The sequence below is a fragment of the Pseudarthrobacter sp. TAF60_1 genome (assembly GCF_052113505.1).
GTDB lineage: Bacteria > Actinomycetota > Actinomycetes > Actinomycetales > Micrococcaceae > Arthrobacter.
Genome location: NZ_JBFRDI010000019.1, coordinates 79,852 through 98,476 on the forward strand (window position 1 = coordinate 79,852; position 18,625 = coordinate 98,476).

General features: G+C 65.6%; 15 protein-coding genes and 1 pseudogene. 4 read left to right on the plus strand and 12 right to left on the minus strand.

Translation table 11 applies throughout. The features are described from left to right. Positions 1–69 precede the first annotated feature (69 nt). The 6 genes and pseudogenes from AB4Y73_RS18745 to AB4Y73_RS18770 form a co-directional block, all read right to left on the minus strand. Positions 70–948: a 2-hydroxy-3-oxopropionate reductase gene (locus AB4Y73_RS18745; RefSeq protein WP_441873875.1), complete on the minus strand. Its 879-nt coding sequence runs from the start codon at positions 946–948 to the stop codon at positions 70–72. A 34-nt stretch (positions 949–982) separates the two neighbouring features. After that, positions 983–1,783: a hydroxypyruvate isomerase family protein gene (locus AB4Y73_RS18750; RefSeq protein WP_441873877.1), complete on the minus strand. Its 801-nt coding sequence runs from the start codon at positions 1,781–1,783 to the stop codon at positions 983–985. 167 nt (positions 1,784–1,950) lie between these two features. Continuing rightward, positions 1,951–2,706: pseudogene (locus AB4Y73_RS18755) on the minus strand (bifunctional allantoicase/(S)-ureidoglycine aminohydrolase); the annotation flags it as partial. 10 nt (positions 2,707–2,716) lie between these two features. Further along, positions 2,717–3,994, minus strand: a complete 1,278-nt coding sequence (locus tag AB4Y73_RS18760) for a DUF6986 family protein (protein ID WP_441873879.1) — start codon at positions 3,992–3,994, stop codon at positions 2,717–2,719. A gap of 3 nt (positions 3,995–3,997) precedes the next feature. Continuing rightward, the gene (aceB, locus tag AB4Y73_RS18765; RefSeq protein WP_441873881.1) at positions 3,998–5,596 is read right to left on the minus strand and encodes a malate synthase A; all 1,599 of its coding nucleotides are present in this window, start codon (positions 5,594–5,596) and stop codon (positions 3,998–4,000) included. 38 nt (positions 5,597–5,634) lie between these two features. Continuing rightward, positions 5,635–7,071, minus strand: a complete 1,437-nt coding sequence (locus AB4Y73_RS18770; RefSeq protein ID WP_441873883.1) for an NAD-dependent malic enzyme — start codon at positions 7,069–7,071, stop codon at positions 5,635–5,637. Positions 7,072–7,289: 218 nt separating this feature from the next. Between AB4Y73_RS18770 and AB4Y73_RS18775 the strand changes: the two genes are divergently transcribed. Continuing rightward, the gene (locus tag AB4Y73_RS18775) at positions 7,290–8,045 is read left to right on the plus strand and encodes an IclR family transcriptional regulator (RefSeq protein WP_441873885.1); all 756 of its coding nucleotides are present in this window, start codon (positions 7,290–7,292) and stop codon (positions 8,043–8,045) included. A gap of 93 nt (positions 8,046–8,138) precedes the next feature. On the opposite strand, the gene AB4Y73_RS18780 is transcribed toward AB4Y73_RS18775, so the two are convergent. Both AB4Y73_RS18780 and pucL read right to left on the minus strand, forming a co-directional pair. After that, positions 8,139–9,647: a nucleobase:cation symporter-2 family protein gene (locus tag AB4Y73_RS18780; RefSeq protein ID WP_441873887.1), complete on the minus strand. Its 1,509-nt coding sequence runs from the start codon at positions 9,645–9,647 to the stop codon at positions 8,139–8,141. Between the two features lie 147 nt (positions 9,648–9,794). After that, positions 9,795–10,703: a factor-independent urate hydroxylase gene (gene pucL, locus AB4Y73_RS18785; RefSeq protein WP_441873889.1), complete on the minus strand. Its 909-nt coding sequence runs from the start codon at positions 10,701–10,703 to the stop codon at positions 9,795–9,797. Positions 10,704–11,053: 350 nt separating this feature from the next. Between pucL and AB4Y73_RS18790 the strand changes: the two genes are divergently transcribed. Beyond that, complete coding sequence (locus AB4Y73_RS18790) at positions 11,054–11,239, plus strand: hypothetical protein (protein ID WP_441873891.1); 186 nt, start codon at positions 11,054–11,056, stop codon at positions 11,237–11,239. A 20-nt stretch (positions 11,240–11,259) separates the two neighbouring features. Here the strand turns inward: AB4Y73_RS18790 and xdhC are convergent, their stop codons facing one another. The 3 genes from xdhC to AB4Y73_RS18805 are packed head-to-tail and all read right to left on the minus strand — an operon-like array spanning position 11,260 to position 15,966. Then, positions 11,260–12,066 carry a xanthine dehydrogenase accessory protein XdhC gene (xdhC, locus tag AB4Y73_RS18795; RefSeq protein WP_441873893.1) on the minus strand — a complete coding sequence of 269 codons (807 nt, stop codon included), beginning with the start codon at positions 12,064–12,066 and terminating at the stop codon, positions 11,260–11,262. Between the two features lies 1 nt (position 12,067). Beyond that, positions 12,068–14,455 carry a xanthine dehydrogenase molybdopterin binding subunit gene (gene xdhB, locus AB4Y73_RS18800; protein WP_441873895.1) on the minus strand — a complete coding sequence of 796 codons (2,388 nt, stop codon included), beginning with the start codon at positions 14,453–14,455 and terminating at the stop codon, positions 12,068–12,070. After that, positions 14,452–15,966 carry a xanthine dehydrogenase small subunit gene (locus AB4Y73_RS18805; RefSeq protein ID WP_441873898.1) on the minus strand — a complete coding sequence of 505 codons (1,515 nt, stop codon included), beginning with the start codon at positions 15,964–15,966 and terminating at the stop codon, positions 14,452–14,454. The genes xdhB and AB4Y73_RS18805 overlap by 4 nt, the downstream gene beginning before the upstream one ends. Positions 15,967–16,042: 76 nt before the next feature. On the opposite strand from AB4Y73_RS18805, the gene AB4Y73_RS18810 reads away from it, so the two are divergent. Both AB4Y73_RS18810 and AB4Y73_RS18815 read left to right on the plus strand, forming a co-directional pair. Further along, complete coding sequence (locus tag AB4Y73_RS18810; protein WP_441873900.1) at positions 16,043–17,023, plus strand: aldo/keto reductase; 981 nt, start codon at positions 16,043–16,045, stop codon at positions 17,021–17,023. Positions 17,024–17,061: 38 nt separating this feature from the next. After that, entirely contained in the window at positions 17,062–17,727 is a 666-nt protein-coding gene (locus AB4Y73_RS18815; protein ID WP_441873902.1) for a uracil-DNA glycosylase, read from the plus strand. A 15-nt stretch (positions 17,728–17,742) separates the two neighbouring features. Here AB4Y73_RS18815 and AB4Y73_RS18820 read toward each other — a convergent pair. After that, the coding region (locus AB4Y73_RS18820) for a transketolase-like TK C-terminal-containing protein (RefSeq protein WP_441873904.1) at positions 17,743–18,625 on the minus strand (883 nt) is incomplete at its 5' end.

The following is an 18,625-nucleotide window of genomic DNA, read 5'->3' on the forward strand; positions in this document are numbered from 1 at the left end:
CTGTTTTTGGCGTGCTGAAGGAAGCCCTGGTGGTCAGGGCAATAAAAAGGGTGTGCCTAAGAGCCGGGGTTACTTCCGGCCGCTGAGCTGGAGGACCTGCTTGAAGAGGCCCGAGTGGTCCAACCCGCCGTCGCCCTGGTTGACGGTGGCGGCGACGAGCTGTGCGACGACGGCGCCGAGGGGGACGGCGACGTTGGCTTCGCGGGCGGCGGAGGTGACAATGCCGAGGTCCTTGTGGTGCAGCGCCAGCCGGAAGCCGGGGTCGAAGTTGCGGTCGAGCATCTTCTGGCCCTTCTGGTCGAGGACCTTGGATCCCGCGAGGCCGCCGCCCAGGACCTTGAGCGCGGCGTCGGTGTCCACGCCGTAGGCCTCGAGGAAGGCGATGGCCTCGCCGAGGACCTCGATGTTGACCGCGACGATCAGCTGGTTGGCAGCCTTGACGGTCTGGCCGGAACCGGAGGGACCGACGTGGACGATGGTCTTGCCCACGGCGTTGAGGACGTCCTGTGCTGCCTCGAAGTCGTTCTTGTCGCCGCCGACCATGATGGAGAGGGCGGCGTCGAGGGCGCCCTGTTCGCCGCCGGAGACAGGGGCGTCAAGGGGGCGGATGCCGGCTGCGACGGCGTCCTCGGCGAGGCGCTTGGCGACGTCCGGGCGGATGCTGGACGCGTCGATCCACAAGGTGCCCTGCTTGGCGTTGGCGAAGACCCCGTCCTTGCCGCTGACGACGCCCTCAACGTCGGGGGAGTCCGGCACCATGGTGATGACGACGTCGGCATCCTTGACGGCGTCCGCGATGCTCGTGGCACCCTTGCCGCCTTCGGAGACCAGCTTGTCGATCTTGTCCTGGCTGCGGTTAAAGCCGGTGACGGTGTGGCCGGCCTTGACCAGGTTGATGGCCATGGGCAGGCCCATGATTCCGAGTCCGATGACTGCAACGTTGCTCATGATGGTTCTCTTTCTGAAGTCTGTGGTGGTGCGTTTACTTGGAGGCGCGCTGGCGGATGGCCCAGCTGAAGGCCGTTTCCTGCGGTTCCTTGTACTCGAGGCCGATGTAGCCGTCGTAGCCCAGTTCGCGGCTGCGGGCGATCCATTCGCCGAGCGGGAGGGTGCCCGTGCCGGGAGCGCCGCGGCCGGGGTTGTCCGCGATCTGGATGTGGCCGAAGTCCTTGGTGTGGTTTTCGATGACGGATTCGACGTCATCACTGTTGACGGACAAGTGGTAGAAGTCGGCGAGGAGCTTGATGTTGCCGACGCCGGCCTCTTCCTTGACGCGGGCGATGACCTTGAGTGCGTCGTCAGCCGTGAGGAGCGGATACTTGGGTGCGCCGCTGACCGGTTCCAGGAGGACGGTGCCGCCGATCCGGGCGACGCCTTCGGCTGCTGCCGCCAGGTTGTTGACGGCGAGCTCGTCCTGCTCCTCGGGGGTGAACTCGTCCTGCCGGTTGCCGTAGAGGGCGTTGAAGGCCTTGCAGCCCAGGCGCTCGCCGATGCCGGCGACGACGTCGATATTGTCCTTGAACTCGGCGCAGCGGCCCTTCCAGGAAACCAGGCCACGGTCGCCGCCGGGCATGTTGCCGGCGTTGAAGTTCAAGCCTGTGAGCTGCACCCCCGCGTCCCTGATGGCGTTCTCAAATGCGGTGACCTCGGCGTCTGCGGGGACGGATGTCTCGAAGGGCCACCAGAACTCGACGGCGTCAAAACCGGCTGCTTTCGCGGCTGCGGGGCGCTCGAGCAGGGGAAGCTCCGTGAGGAGGATGGAGCAGTTCACTGTGTACGTCATCGTAGGTCCTTCCGAGGAGGGGCTTGATCCAAATTCCCGTTTGCGTCGTTTTGTATTTTCCGCTTTGTGGAAATTAGATTCTGCTTTATGAAAAGTCTAGAGAAGGTGGGCGCGGGAGTCAAGGGCACGCAAGCGCAATAAAGGGGGTCGACGGCGGAACCCGGGTTCGGGCCGCCGGCGTAGCAGGCCTGCGGGCAGAAGGCGCGCAGCCACATGAAGTCGCCGGCCTCAACCTCCACCCAGTCGTTGTTGAGCAGGTACATGGCCTTGCCCTCCAGGACGTACAGGCCGTGCTCCATCACGTGCGTCTCCGGGAACGGGATCACGCCGCCCGGCTGGAAGGTCACGATATTCACATGCATGTCGTGGGCCAGATCGTTGGGGTCCGCGAAGCGCGTGGTCTTCCAGACGCCGTCGGTGTCCGGCATCGCGCCGGCTTCAACCTCGGCGTCGCTGGTCACAAAGGATTTGGCTTCGTACCCCTCAAGCCGCTCGTAGGCCTTGCGGATCCAGTGGAAGGACACGATGTCGTCAGAGACGTTCTCCAGCCCCCACATGGCACCGGCGGCCAGGTAGGCGTAGCCACCCTCATCCAGCTGGTGCAGTTCGCCGTCGACGGTCAGGTTGACCTTGCCCTTGGTGACAAAGATGACGCCTTCAACACCCGCTTCGAACTCTGCCTTGGGGGCGCCGCCGCCCGGGCCGATCTCCACGATCAGCTGCGAGAAGGTAGTGGCAAAGCCGGAGATCGGGCGGGCAATGATCCAGGACCGGGTCTTGGCGAAACCCGGCAGGTTGCTGGTCACAATGTCCGTCATAACGCCCTTGGGGATGACCGTGTAGGCCTCCGTGACGATGGCCCGTTCCGTGGTGAGGTGGGTCTGCGGCGGCAGGCCGCCCTGGGGGTAGTAGTACTTGCCCATCAGTGGATCCTTACTTCGAGGTGGACTGTGCCAGGCGGGGATGCGCCAGGGCTGTCAGTTGCGGAATGCCAAGGGTGGCCAACGCCTGGACTTCATCAGCGCCGACGGCGCCGCACTGAACGCCGCGCAGCACAAACGCCGCCAAGGCACGGGCGGTGGCTGGCTCGTCCATCACGCCTCCTTCGGTCCGTTCCACGTAGTTGCGCAGGCGTGCGGCGGCCGCCGGGAGGCCCTGCCGGTAGAACGCGTACGTCGCCGCGAACCGGCTGGGCAGCTGGGTCGGGTGCAGGTCCCAGCCCTGGTAGTAGCCACGCTCCAGGGAACGGCGCACCAGCCGGCCGTGCAGCCTCCAGGCATCCTCGACGGCGTCGCCCACCGGGATGATGTTCGTGGAACCGTCGGAGAGCCGGATACCTGTGCCGGCGACGGCCAGTTGCATGACTTCCTTGGCGAAGTCCGCTACTGGGTGTTCCATGGACTGGTATTCCGCGGAAATCTGCAGTGACGCCGAGTAGTCGTAGGTCCCGTAGTGCAGTCCGCTGATCCGGCCTGGAACAGCATGCGGCAGCTGAGCCACCGGCGACGTTCCTTCCGCCCCCAAGATGAGCTGCGGGGTTTCCACCTGTACCTCGAACCGGAGCCGCCCTGCCGGGAGCGAGTGCACTTCCTCCAGCCGGGACACCGCGTAATCCATGGCCTGCACCTGGGCCACCGTCGTGACCTTGGGAAGGGTCAGGACCAGCCCCTCCGGCAGCTCACCGGCAGCGGCCAGGCCCGAAACGAACAGGTCCAGGGTCCGCAGGCCGCGGGCCCGGGTGGCCGCCTCAAAGCACTTGAAGCGGATCCCGATGAACGGGGGAGCGGATCCGGCCGCGGCAGCCTTGGCCACCGCGGAAGCTGCAGCAACCGCGGCGGCGTCCTCGGCGTCGTCGCCCCTGTCCCCGAAGCCGTCCTCGAAGTCCAGGCGCAGGTCCTCGATGGGCTCGCTGGCGAGCTTGGCTTCCACTCGCGGGGCTACTGCCGCGGAGAGATCGGCATCTTGGCCCAGCAGGCTACCCAGGCGTTCGAAACCGCCGTGGGCTGCCGCCGTCGCCAGTGCCTCGGCTCCCCAATCGGCGGCGAACGACGGCGTAAACCGGTCAGCGGGGACGTAGACGGTGTGGACTGGCTGGCGGGAGCCGTCATCGCCCGGGTAGTTCCGCTCCAGAAGCCGGTCGGTGGCGGCCAGCTGCGAATCAATGTGCGCGGTGTCCGCTGCGGACAGCGCAGGGGTGGGGGGTACCGCCACGCCTCAGCCCACCAGTTCGTAGGCGGGGGTGGTGAGGAAGTCCGTGTAGTCCTCGGACAGGCAGATCCCGGCGATCAACTGGCTGGCAGGCCCGTAGTAGCGCCGGAACGCTTCGTCGCCGAATTCGACGCGCAGGCGGTCCGTTTCCTCGCCCAGGATCCGTTCCACCAGCTCGCGGGTGACGGTGTTTCCGGTATCGGCCAGGACGGACTTGTTCCGGATCTGCTGCCACACCTGGGAACGCGAGATTTCCGCGGTGGCGGCGTCCTCCATGAGGTTGTGGATGGCCACAGCGCCGTTTCCGGATAGCCAGACGGCGGTGTAGGCGACAGCAACGTACAGGTTCAGGCGCAGCCCGCCTTCGGTGATCTGGCCGTCCGCCGAGGCGATGTCCAAGAGTTGATCGGCTGTGACGGAAACTTCGGGGCGCTGTTTGTCCAGCTGGTTGGGGCGCTCGCCGAGCACGGCGTCGAACACTTCCTGGCATGTGGGGACGAGGTCCGGGTGCGCCACCCAGGAACCGTCGAACCCGTCGTTGGCCTCGCGGGTCTTGTCAGCGCGGACCTTGGCGAAGGCCGCCTCGGTAACCTCGGGGTGCCGGCGGTTGGGGATCACCGCGGCCATGCCGCCCATGGCAAAGGCGCCGCGCTTGTGGCACGTCTTGACCAGCAGTTCCGTGTAGGCGCGCATGAACGGTGCGGTCATGGCCACCGAAGCACGGTCCGGGAGTACAAACTCCTCGCCGGCATCGCGGAAGTACTTGATGATGCTGAACAGGTAGTCCCAGCGGCCGGCGTTCAGGCCTGAGGCATGGTCCCGGAGTTCGTAGAGGATCTCGTCCATTTCGAACGCGGCCGGGATGGTTTCGATCAGCACGGTGGCGCGGATGGTGCCCTGCGGGATGCCAAGGAAGTCCTGGGCAAACACGAAGACCTCGTTCCAGAGGCGGGCTTCGAGGTGGCTCTCCATCTTGGGCAGGTAGTAGTACGGGCCCTGCCCGTTGAGGATCAGTTGCTTGGCCACGTGGAAGAAGTGCAGGCCGAAGTCCACGAGCGCACCCACGGCGGGCTCGCCGTCGATCAGCACGTGCTTCTCCGGCAGATGCCAGCCGCGAGGGCGCATCACCACCACGGCCAGCGGGGCGTCCGTGCGCAGGGTGTACTCCTTGCCTTCGGGCGAGGTGTAGCTGAGGGTGCCCCGTGCGGCATCGCGGAGGTTCAGGATGGCGTCGACGACGTTGCCCCAGGTGGGGGTGCTGGCGTCCTCCAGGTCGGCCAGCCACACCTTGGCGCCGGAGTTCAGGGCGTTGATGGCCATTTTGGCGGGCGAGGCCGGGCCTGTCATTTCGACCCGGCGGTCCTGCAACGGTGCGGGCGCGGGTGCAACCCGCCAGTCGCCGTCGCGCACGTCCTTTGTCTCCGGCAGGAAGTCGAGCTTGCCGGTGTCCGCCACCTGCTGCCGCTTCACCTGGCGGGCATCAAGCAGCTCTTTGCGGGTGCCGGCGAAGCGCTGGTGGAGCTCTTCGACGAACTCCAGTGCCTGGGGGGTGAGGATCTCCTCCGCACGGTCGATCGGCCGGGGGTCTGTGACGGTGATGGCCATTTCTGGTCCTTTCCTTGGCTGCGAGTCGGGCGGTGAAATCAGGCGGTGGCGAAGGCGGCGTCGGAAGCCGGAGCTGTATCCTGGCCAGCTGCTGCGTTTCCGGCTGCCTCGGCCACCGCACTGGCGACGTCGGCGGCAACATGGGGATCGAAGACGCTGGGGATAATGTAGCTCGCATTCAGCTCATCGTCAGCCACCCGGTTGGCGATTGCCTCGGCAGCGGCCACCAGCATCCGGGGCGTGATGTCGGCGGCGCCGGCGTCCAGGAGTCCGCGGAAGAATCCCGGGAAGGCCAGCACGTTGTTGATCTGGTTGGGGAAGTCGCTCCGGCCGGTGGCCACCACGGCAGCGTGGCGGGCGGCAACTACGGGGTCGATCTCCGGCGTCGGGTTGGCCATCGCGAACACAATGGAATCTTTGGCCATGGAGGCAACCTGCTCCTCGCCGATCACGTGCGGTGCGCTCACGCCGATGAATACGTCAGCGCCCTTGAGGGCCTCGTGCAGGCTGCCGGCGAAGCCCTCCTCGTTGGTGTTGGCGGCGATCCACCTGCGGTGCTCATCGCCGTACGTCTCGCCCGAATGGATGGCCCCGGAACGGCCTGCGGCAACGATGTGCCGCGCGCCCTGTGCCTTGAGGAGCTGGATGATGGCCGAGCCTGCGGCGCCCACGCCCGAGACCACGATCTTCACGTCCCCGAGCTTCTTGTCCACCACGCGCAGCGCATTGACCAGCGCGGCCAGGGTGACGATCGCGGTGCCGTGCTGGTCGTCGTGGAATACCGGGATATCCAGTTCCTCGCGCAGCCGGTTCTCGATCTCGAAGCAGCGCGGGGCTGCGATGTCCTCAAGGTTCACGCCGCCGTAAACGGGAGCGAGGGCTTTGACGATCTTGATGATCTCTTCGGTGTCCTGGGTGTCCAAACACACCGGCCAGGCGTCCACATTGGCGAACTGCTTGAACAGCGCAGCCTTGCCTTCCATCACCGGCAGGGCGGCGGCGGGGCCGATGTTGCCCAGGCCCAGGACGGCCGAACCGTCAGTTACCACCGCGATGGTGTTGCGCTTGACGGTCAGGTTGCGGGCCATCGCCGGATCCTCCGCGATCGCCATGCAGACGCGGGCGACGCCGGGCGTATAGGCGCGGGAAAGATCGTCACGGTTCCGCAGGGCTACCTTGGGCACCACTTCCAACTTGCCGCCGAGGTGCATGAGGAAGGTGCGGTCCGAGACGTTCCGAACGGTGACGCCGTCGAGCGCGTTGAGGGCGTCCTTAACGCGGGCAGCGTGGTCGTCGTCCGTGGTGTTGCAGGTGACGTCCACAACCAGAGTCTCGTGGTGTGACTCGGTAACGTCCAGTGCCGTGATGGCTGCACCTGCTGCTCCCACCGCGGCCGCAAGCTCGCTGGTGGCTGAGAAGCTGGACGGCGCCTCAACGCGCAGGGTGATCGAATTTCCGGGGCTCGGATTCGCCATTGAAGTCCTCCTGATCTGGCCCATGAATGGGCGGTATTGCTGACTAATGTTTTCGTATTATGGATATTATTATCTACTTTGTGGAAATACAAGCGCCCGCAGGGTGTCGATCCTAGCCGCATTGGGATCTGCCGGTGAGGTATCTTGGGAGATCTAGGGCAATTCTTTTCACGATGCGGATAAGATTTGTCAGAAGCCGAGCCGCAGGAGACAGTCACATGGCTGAAAAATCCACCGGAGGCGTGCAGTCTGTTGAGCGCGTCTTTGAACTGTTGGAACTGATTACCGATGCAGGTGGAGACGTGACGCTCAGCGAACTCTCCTCGTCCACTGATCTTCCGCTGCCCACCATCCACCGGCTCCTGCGCACCCTGGTCACCCTGGGCTATATCCGCCAACTGCCCAACCGTCGCTACGCCCTCGGTCCCCGGCTGATCCGGCTCGGCGAAGGAGCGAACAAGCAGTTGGGCGCAGTGGCCCGGCCGGAGCTCAAGTCCCTCGTGGATCAGCTGGGGGAGACCTCCAACATGGCAGTTCTGGACTCGGACATGGTTATCTATGTCGCCCAGGTGCCCTCGCTGCATTCCATGCGGATGTTCACCGAGGTGGGACGCCGCGCCCATACCCATGCGACCGGCGTCGGAAAAGCCATCTTGGCCCAGCTTGATGACGACGTGGTCCGCGGCATCGTGGCCCGCGCCGGGATGCCGACACCTACCGCCAAGAGCATCGGTGACGTGGATGAGCTCCTGGCTGACCTCAAGCTCATCCGGGAACGGGGCTATTCCATCGACGAGGAGGAACAGGAGATCGGTGTCCGTTGCTTTGCGATGGCCGTGCCCAACGCTCCTACCCCCGCCGCTATTTCAGTTTCGGGCCCGGTGTCCCGCGTGGACCAATCGTTCGGCGACCGCGCCGTCCCGATCCTGCGCAAGGCGGCCCAGGCTATATCGGACGAGCTCAACCGCCACTGACTCCTGCCGGCAGAAACCGGCTTTACCAACCCGCTGACGACGGCGGCTCCTCCTTCCGGGAGTGGGCCGCCGCCGGCGTTAACGGACGTCGTGCTAGTGTTCGGACGCCTTCTCGCCAGATTGGACGGGGACCTCCTTGCCGTCGCAGTCGATCAGTTTCCCGCCTTCGTAGCGGTCGCCGTCGGCCAGGCATTTGAGGTCCTCCTCCCGGACCACGCGGCCGGTGCCGGCAACGAACACGGACTGGTTTTCTGAATTACCGGCTTTGAGATGGTTGAACAGCAGGTTGAGCAGGATGGCCATGACCGCGGCTGAACTGATCCCGGAGTGGAAGATGGTGCCGAACCAGGCGGGGAACTTGTCGTAGAACGTGGGAGCGGCGATCGGGATCATGCCGAAGCCGATCGAAGCGGCAACGATGATCAGGTTCATGTTGTTCCGGTACTCCACTTTGGCCAGGGTCCTGATGCCACTTGCCGCCACTGTGCCGAACAGGATGATTCCGGCGCCGCCCAGGACGGCGGTGGGGACGGCTGCGACAACGCGGCCCAGGACCGGCAACAGTCCCAGCAGTACCAGGATCACGCCGCCGGCGGCCACCACGTAGCGGCTCTTGATCTTGGTGACCGCCACCAGGCCGACGTTCTGCGCGAACGCGCTTTGCGTGAATGAGCCGAACACCGGGGCAATCAGGCTGGAGCCCATGTCGGCCCGCAGGCCTGCCGCGATCCGCTTGGAGTCCGTGCGGGTTCCCACGATCTCGCCGACGGCCAGGATGTCTGCCATGGTTTCGGTCAGGATCACCAGCACTACGATCACCATCGAGATGATGGCCGCGATTTCAAAGGTCGGGGCGCCCAGGTGGAACGGAGTGGGGAAAGCGACGATGGGGCCGTCGCCCACCTTGGAGAAGTCCGCCATGCCCGTGATCACGGCGATGATGGTGCCCACCACCATGGCCAGCAGGATGGACAGGCGGGAAATGGTGGCGCTGCCCACTTTGCTCAGCAGCAGGACGAGTGCCAGGGTGACGGCGGCCAGGCCGACATTGGCCATGCTCCCGTAGTCTTCGGCTTTCTTGTTGCCGCCCATGGCCCAGTTGGCGGCCACCGGCATCAGGGTCAGCCCGATGGTGGTAATGACGGTGCCGGTCACTACCGGCGGGAAGAACCTGACGATCTTGGAAAAGACCGGGGCGATCAGCAAACCAATTGCCGCCGAAACCATCACCGCTCCAAAAACGGAAGGCAGCCCGCCGCCGCCGCTGACAATGGCCACCATGGTGGCGACGCTGGCGAACGAAACACCTTGGACCAGCGGCAGTTGTGATCCGAAGAACGGGACGCCGATGGTCTGCAGCAGGGTGGCCAAACCGCCCATGAACAGGGCGGCCGCGATGAGCACGCCGATGTCCGCGGGTGAGAGGCCGGCGGCCTGGCCGACGATCAGCGGGACAGCGATGATCCCGCCGTACATGGTGAGGACGTGCTGGAAACCGTAGGCGAAGCTGCTGCCGATGGAAAGGCGCTGGTCTTCCGGACGATCGGAGGGTTGGCGGCCGGCTTTTGTGGCCTGGCTAGGGGACTTTTTCTTGAGGTTCACGGCAGACTTTCTGGTTTGTGGCAGACGACTTTGTCTGGCTAACGTGGTCTGGCTTTTAAGGGGATTTTGGGAGGCTGATTTCGCTCCCCGCCTCGATCACCCGGACGGAGCGGCGGTGGAGGTGGGGAGCGAAAACCGGGAAATGAATCAGCAGAATCCGGCGATGCCGGACCAGGCGATGTCTGCGGGTGCAGCGTCCTCACGCTGGACCGTGGCCTCGATCAGGCCGTAGGGCCGGTCGGCGGCGAAGAAGACCTCGTTCGGGTTATCGAGGCCAAACGGCGAAAGATCCACCAGGAAGTGGTGCTTGTTGGGCATGGAGAACTTGATCTCGTCGATCTCGTTGTGGGCTTCAAGGACCTTGGTGCCCATGTCGAACAGTGTCTGCTGCAGTGCGTGGGAGTACTTCTCCGTAAAGCCTTCGAGCAGAAGTCCCTTGATGTCCTCGTAGCTCTTGTTGAAGTCCAGGCTGCTGAAGTCTGTGCCGGTCTTGAAGCGCCAGCGCGCGGAAACATCGGTGGCCAGGATGCGGTCGGTGGTTTCCTGGAGCGTGGTGTATTTGTCCTTGGGGTAGCCGACAAAGCCCGACTGGGTGGTTTTGAGGACGGTCAGGTCCTTCAGGCCGGAGATCAGGTGAGTGGCGGCGCCGTCGCGGACCAGGACAGCCGTGCGGATTTCCTGGCCGTTTCGCACGAAGGAGTGGTCGTGTCCTGCGCCGTGGGCCTGGATCCGGTCCCAGCTGTAGGACTCTGCTTCCCACCGGCCGCCGGTGACCCAGTCAAAGCTGGAGGTGAAGTGCCCGCCCAGGCGCAGGAGCAGGGCTTCGGGGGAGCCGATGCCTTCCCGGGCGAAGGCATAAATGGTGTTCTTCTGGGTGTCCGTGGGCACCACGTGGGCGTTGTCGCCCTTGAGGTGCGCTGCTTCGAAGTCACCGCGGAGCTGTGAGGTGACGTTCAGGTCTTCGATTTCATGGCGGTCAGTGTCGCGGGTGATCTTCACGACCCGGACTTCGGCCTTTCCGAACTGGTTGTGGCCGAGGATGATATTGCTGCTCATGGTCAGATTCCCAACTTCAGGTACGTGGGACCAAGGTTCCACATAGAAATTAAGCGCGCGTTTCCCGCGCGTTTCCAGTACCGTCGGCCCACAAAAATGAGCCGACATCAATTGATGCCAGCTCATTACGACCCTGCCTGCTGCTCCCAGGTTACGTGACCTGCGCCACGAATTGACATCCACGATAGCTCAGCGTGGCGGTGCTGTACATCACAAAGCGAAAATTCGGTTTGTGACCGCGGGTGTTCGGAACCGTTGACGGACAGCGGAACTGCAATCTATTCTTTTCGTATAGCAAAAGTTATTTTCCGCTTTACGGAAAATCAGTTTCCGAGTTGAAGGAGGATCAGATGAACCAGCAGGACCCGTCGCTGGTGGCGCCAGCAGAGGCAGCGGCGCCCATAGTCCAGGAGTTCTATTTCCCTCTTGGAGGCGGAACGGATCCGGACTTCAACATTCCGGCCGACTCCGATCGGCCGGGTTTCCCGGGGTGGCTGCGTGCGCTCCCGGTCTTTGGACGCCGCCGCTCCGCATGAGTCCGCCGGTTCAAGGCCGACTAGCTTTTTCGGCCGCCCGGTAGGGCCCGGAGCAGGTCAGCCGCGGCGCTCACAGCGATGACCGCCGGCGCTTTCCCGCTGACCTCCGGCAGCCCGATCGGGCACTGAATCCGGTCCATGTCCGTCTCGCCGAACCCTTCCGCTGCCAGCTTTTGCCGGAACCGGATCCATTTGGCACGGGAGCCGATCAGTCCCACCCTTCCCAGGTCCGGGCGGCGCAGGGCCGCGTGACAGAGCAGGAAGTCCTCTGCGTGGTCATGGGTCATGATGAACGCGTGGGCGCCCGGGGGCAGGTCGCCAAGAAACGAGTCCGGAACCGGTGTGTGTACCGCGTGCACGTCCGCCACACCGGACGTCACGTCGGCCAGCCGGGCGGCGGCGAGCTGTTCCTCGCGGCTATCCACCAGATAGAGGGTCATCGGCATCCTGCTGAGGATGCGGCCGAGCTCGTAGCCAACATGCCCGACGCCGAAAATCGCCACAGTGGGAAGCGACAGGAAGGGTTCGAGCAGCACCCGCACCTTCCCTCCGCAGCACTGCCGGCCGTGGTCTGTGGCGGCGTGCTCGTTAAGTGAGAACTCGGTGTTTTGGGGCGCGCTGATGCCCTGGGCCATCATGTCCCTGGCCTGGTCCACCACGGTGGCCTCGAGGTTGCCGCCGCCGATGCTGCCCCAGATGGCTTCGGCGCCCACCACCATTTTGGCTCCTGCTTCCCGCGGGGCATGGCCGCGCACCCCGGACACCGTGGCCAGGACCCCGGGCAAGCCCGCGGACCTCAAGTGCTGCAGGGCGTCCAGCCAGTCCATGTCAGGTCGCCGCCGTCGGGACTGCCGGGGACGCGGTGTCTGATGAGGGCGTGGGGGTTTGGGATGCGATGACCCGCTCCAGCGCCCAGAACACGGCTTCCGGAGTGGCCGGGCTGGCCAGTTCCACCGAGCAGCCCGCCGGACCGAACGCCGCCACAGCCTCCCGCAGTGCCTCGCGGGCGCTGATGGCCAGCATCAGCGGGGGCTCGCCCACGGCCTTGGAACCGTACACCACGCCGCTTTCGGTGGCCCGTTCGAACAGGTGCACGTTGAACTGTTCCGGCATCTCCGAGAAGCTCGGCAGCTTGTAGGTACTGGCCGACTGTGTGGTCAGCCGGCCCCGACCGTCGCCGTCGGACACGTCCCACCGCAGGTCCTCAAGGGTCAGCCACCCAGCGCCCTGCACGAAGCCCCCTTCAATCTGCCCAACGTCGATCAACGGCGAAAGGCTGTCGCCGACGTCGTGCACTATGTCTGTACGCAACTGCCGGTACGCGCCGGTGAAGCGGTCCACCTCCACTTCGGTGACCGCCGCTCCGTAGCTGAAGTACTTGAAGGGCTCGCCCTGCATCCGGGCACTGTCCCAGTGCAGTCCCTCGGTCCGGTAGTACCCGGCTGCCCAGAGGGGGACCCGCTGGAAGTAGGCGTCGTGGACAACCTCGGCGAAGCTGAGATCGCGGTCGTGGAACCCGATCCCCGTCACCTTGCCGTCCTCGAACCGCACATCGTCCGGGTGGATGTTCAGCCTCCGGGCAGCCACCTCGGCCAGCCGGGAACTGATCTGCTCGCAGGCGTTCTTGACGGCCCCGCCGTTCAGGTCGGCGCCGGAGCTTGCCGCGGTGGCCGACGTGTTCGGCACCTTGTCGGTGCGGGTGGGGGCCAGCCGGATGAACGTGAGTGGCACGCCCAACGCGGTGGCCGCCACCTGGCGCATCTTGGTGTGCAGGCCCTGGCCCATCTCCGTGCCCCCGTGATTGATCAGCACGGACCCGTCCTTGTAGACGTGGACCAGCGCCCCGGCCTGGTTGAACGCGGTGAGGTTGAACGAGATGCCAAACTTCACGGGGGTGATCGCCAGTGCCCGCTTGATGTTCGGATGCGCTGCGTTGAAGTCCGCAATGTCCCCGCGCCGCCGCGCCACTTCCGCGCGGTCCAAGAGCAACTGCCAGATGGCGGTGAGCCGTTCGGCATGTCGCACGGGCTGGCCGTACGGTGTGCACTGTCCGGGCTCGTAGAAATTTCGACGGCGGAGCTCGCCCGGTTCGAGGCCCAACAACGGTGCGCAGCGGCCCAGGATGTCCTCGATCACGAGCATTCCCTGCGGGCCGCCGAAGCCCCGGAACGCCGTCTGCGACGTTTTGTTGGTCTTGGCAACCCGGCCGTGCACCTCCACGTTGGGGATGTAGTACGCGTTGTCGATGTGGCACATGGCCCTCGCCAGGACCGGCTCGGAGAGGTCCAGGCTCCAGCCGCCGTCGCTGGTGATGGTGGCCTTGAGAGCCTGGATGCGGCCGTCGTCGTCGAATCCTGCCTCCCACCGGGCGTGGAACGGGTGGCGCTTGCCGGTCAGGGTGATGTCCTGGGTCCGGTTCAGGCGGAGCCTGACCGGCCGCCCGGTCAGGCTTGAGCCCAGGGCTGCGACGGCCGCGAATCCGTGCGGCTGCATCTCCTTGCCGCCGAAGCCGCCGCCCATCCGCAGGCACTGCACGGTCACCTCATGGTTGTGGAGCCCCAGCACGTGGGCCACGATTTCCTGGGTTTCGGACGGGTGCTGGGTGCTGGAATGCACAAAGACCTGCCCGCCCTCGTCGATATAGGCGAAGGACGCGTGGGTCTCGAGGTAGAAGTGCTCCTGGCCGCCGAACTCGAACTCGCCGCTGAAACGATGAGCCGCGCTCGCCAGGGCCTGGTCCGGCTCACCCCGCGCAAGGGTGGGCTGGTTGCCCTGAAAGCTTTCCGCGGCGATGGCTTCGGTGAGCGTCAGGAGGGAAGGCAGCGGCTCGTACTCCACAGTCACCGCGTCGGCGCCCAGCCGCGCGGCCTCCAGAGATTCGCCAAGGACCCAGCACACGGCCTGGCCGTGGAACATGACCTCGCTGGGGAACAGCGGTTCGTCGTGTTTGGTGCCGGAGTCGTTGACACCCGGAACGTCCGACGCCGTCAGCACCCTCACCACGCCGGGAACCTTCAGTGCGGGTTCAGTCTGCAGTTCCAGGATCCGCGCGTGGGCGTGCGGTGCCTGGACCGGCCAGGCGTGCAGGACATTCCGGGAACGAACCACGAGGTCGTCGGTGTAGAGGGCCGTCCCCGTCACATGCGCGGCGGCGCTCTCGTGGGAAACCGGGACCCCCACCACGGGATTGACGGGACGGTCTGCAAGGGACTTCACGTCGCCACCTCCGCAGGAGCGTTCTCGGCATGGAACCTCAGCAGGGCCTGCCGCAGCATGGCAGAGCGGTAGAGGGCACTCGCCCGCATGTCGTCGATGGGCGTGCCCTCGCCGGCCATGACGGCGGCCGCAGCGGTCACCGTTTCAGCCGTCCACGGTTGACCCGCCAGTGCCTCCTCGGTTGCGTACGCGCGAATCGGCGTGGCCGCTACCCCGCCGAGCCCAATCCGAACCGAAGCCACGCCATCAGTCGTCTGCAGCGCGATGGCGACCGACACGCTGGAGATGTCGTCGAAGCGCCGCTTGGCGATCTTGTAGAACGCGGTATTGTCGGCCAGCGGCAATGGAATCCGGACTGCGCGCAGCACTTCGCCAGGCTTCCGGACGCTCTGCCGGTACCCGGTGTAGTACTCCGAGAGCGGAACCTCGCGCTCGCCGGCGGTGGAGGACAGGACAACCCGTGCATCCAGGGCCAGGAACACCGGCGCTGAGTCGCCAATGGGGGACCCAGTGGAGAGGTTCCCGCCGAAGGTGGCCGCGTTGCGGATCAGGCGGGACGCGAACTGCGGAAACAGTTGGCTGAGAAGAGGCACTTGGCCGCCGAGACCGCGTTCGGCTTCTGACAAGGTGAGGGCCGCCCCGATCTCAACCTGGCCGGCGTCGAGCTCCAGGGTCCGCATGTCGTCCAAGCGGTCGATGGCGAGGACCAGCGACGGCCGGGAATGCCGCAGGTTCACTTCGACGCCGAGGTCAGTTGCGCCTGCGACCAGCTTTGCGTCCGGGTTCTCCTGCAGAATTTGGAGGACTTCTGCCAGCGTTCCGGGGCGAAGGAACCGGGCGCCGCCCTCCGCTCGGGCGTGCGCCGCGCGGGTGTGCTTGGCGTCCGGGGCGGGACGGCTTTGCCGCTCCAGCAGTGGGTCTGCCGCGGATGGTGTGCCGAGTGCATAGGCGGCATCCCTGATGGGCCGGTAGCCTGTGCACCGGCAGAGGTTCCCGCTCAGGGCGTGGAGGTCGAACCCGTTGGGCCCGCGTTCATGGTCGGTGGCGTGCCCTTCCCCGACGGCGCCGGTTCCTGTTTCCTGCTGCGCGCTGGCTTGTGCCGGGCTCCGGTCCGGGCGGTAGTACTCAGCAGCCATCGAGCAGATGAAGCCCGGAGTGCAGTATCCGCATTGGGACCCGCCCCGGTCTGCCATTTCCTGCTGGACGGGATGGAGGTCTTCCCGCGCGGCGCCCGGCACGGACACCGTCCCCAGGCCTTCTGCGGTGATGATTTCCTGGCCGTCGAAGGCCAGTGCGGGAGGCAGACACGCATTCACCGACGTCCAGCGGCTGCGCCCGGGCCCGTCCGGCCGGGCCACCAGGACGGCGCAGGCCCCGCATTCACCCTCGGCGCAGCCTTCCTTGGCACCGGTCAGGCCTTCGGCGCGCAACCAGTCAAGGAGCCGGGTGTGCGGGCTGGTGCCGCTGCAGTCGCGGGGCCGCCCGTTGACGATTACCTTAATTCCGTCCATGCTCCATCCTTGCCGCGAGCACCGCGGAAAGCCAGAGCTCCGCCGCCCCGCGTGTCTCCGCCCTTATAGTCGAGGAATGGAACAGCGGATTTTAGGCAAGACCGGACGTAACGTCTCTATCGTGGGACTCGGCACCTGGCAGCTCGGCGCGGATTGGGGCACTGTGGACCCGGCCCAGGCCCAGGCCGTTCTGGCCGCCTCCGTAGAGTCGGGGGTCACTTTCTTTGACACTGCTGACGTCTATGGGGACGGCAAGAGCGAGCAGGCTATCGGGAAGTTCCTCGCAGACAACCCCGGGCTGGACATCACCGTGGCCACGAAGATGGGCCGCCGCATGGAGCAGCAGCCGGAGAACTACACCTTGGCCAACTTCCGGCAATGGGTGGACCGGTCCCGCAAGAACCTGGGCACCGACACCCTCGACCTGGTCCAGCTGCATTGCCCGCCCACGCCGGTGTACAGCAGCGCGGAAGTTTATGACGCCCTGGACACCCTGGTTTCCGAGGGTGCCATCCGCAACTACGGCGTCAGCGTGGAGCGCACCGATGAGGCGCTGGAAGCGATCCGCCACAAGGGAACCGCCTCCGTCCAGATCATTTTGAACGCGTTCCGGCTCAAGCCCCTGGATGAGGTCCTCCCCGCCGCGAAGGCAGCAAACGTGGGCATCATCGCGCGCGTGCCCCTGGCCTCCGGCCTGCTCTCCGGCAAGTACACGAAGGAAACCACCTTCGCCGAGAACGACCACCGGAACTATAACCGCAACGGCGAGGCCTTCGACGTCGGGGAAACGTTCGCCGGAGTCGACTACGAGGTGGGCCTGAAGGCTGTGGCCGAGTTTGAACAGTTGGTCCCCTCCGGCGCCAGTTCCGCGCAGGCGGCCATCGCCTGGATAGCCGCCCAGGACGGCGTCACAACGGTGATTCCCGGCGCCCGAAACGTCGATCAGGCGAGGGCGAACGCGGCAGCGGCCGCCGTGAAGATCACCGAAGAGTTCGACGGCGGCGTCCGCTGGATCTACGATCACTACTTCCGGAACGCCATCCACCCGCGCTGGTAGATACGGGTTCTGCCGTGCACTCGGAAAGAGGCGGGTGAATGACAACTTCATCCGTCAGCGCGTTCGTGCAGCAGCTCTCGGCTGTGTCATCGGTGCCCGGATGCAACAACTTCTTCGACAACAACGACCCCGCAAATGCCCAGCGCCGAAGCAACCTGGGAATCTACCTCCAGGACATGATGAACCGCGCCCCGAAGGTGCTGCTGCTCGGTGAAGCTCCCGGGTTCAGGGGGATGAGGATCACCGGAGTTCCCTTCACCAACCGCACCATGTTCGAGCGGGCTGCCAACAGGTTCGGCCTGTTCGGAGCGGGAAAAGGCTATGCGCTGCCGGCAGAGGCTTGGGCGGTCGCGGCCGAGCCGACTGCAACTGTGATGTGGGAGGTCCTCGCGGAACTGGAGTTCCTTCCCCTGCTGTGGAGCGCCTGCCCGTGGCACACGCACGTCCCCGGCCAGCCGCTGTCCAACCGTACGCCGACGGGAGCCGAAGCACGCCTCGGAACTCCATTCTGGGTGTCGCTGATGGAGCTGTTTTCCATCGAGACCGTGGTGGCCGTTGGCAATGTGGCGCACCGCAGCCTGCTTCGAAACGGCCTGGACGCACCGAAAGTCAGGCACCCCGCCCATGGCGGACGGTCCGGCTTCAAGCGGGGACTGGAGGAGCTGTTCGTTACCGGTGCCGTTCCGTCCCCGCCGGGACGGTGATTGCGCCGGAGCCGCTTATGCGTCGCCCCCAGCTCCGCCGGTGGTGCCCGCGTTGACGTCCAGGAGCTTATAGCGGTCCATGGCGTACGACGGCGCGCCCTCCTCCACGTCACCCCTCGCCGCAAGCAGCTGCAGCGTCTTCACCACGATGGAGTGGGTGTCGTTTTTGAAGAAGCGGCGGGCTGCTGCGCGGGTGTCGGAGAAGCCGAAGCCGTCCGCGCCGAGTGTGGCGAATTCGTTCGGGACGAACTGGCGGATCTGGTCCGGGACGGCCTTCATGTAGTCCGAGACGGCGACCACGGGGCCGGTGGCGCCTGCGAGTTGCTGGGTCACGAACGGCACGCGGGCGGGCTTGCCGGGGTTGAGGAAGGCTTCTTCCTCGGCGGCCATGCCGTCGCGGCGCAGTTCGTTCCAGGACGTGACGGACCAGACGTCGGCGGAGACGCCCCAGTCTTCGGCGAGGATCCGTTGGGCTTCGATGGCCCAGGGGACCGAGACGCCGGAGGCCAGGATCTGGGTCCGGGGACCGTCGATCTTCGCGGGGTTGAGCAGGTAGATGCCCTTGATGACGCCTTCGACGTCGAGGTCCTCGGGTTCCGCGGGCTGGGTGATCGGCTCGTTGTACACGGTGAGGTAGTACATGAGGTTCCGGTCGGTGGAGTCCGGTCCGTACATGCGCTCGATGCCGTCGCGCATGATGTGGCCGATTTCGTATCCGAACGCGGGGTCGTAGGTGACTACTGCGGGGTTGGTGGAGGCGAGGAGCGGGGAGTGGCCGTCGGCGTGCTGGAGGCCTTCGCCGGTCAGGGTGGTCCGGCCTGCGGTGGCGCCGATGACGAAGCCGCGGGCCATTTGGTCCCCGGCGGCCCAGAAGGCGTCTCCGGTGCGTTGGAAGCCG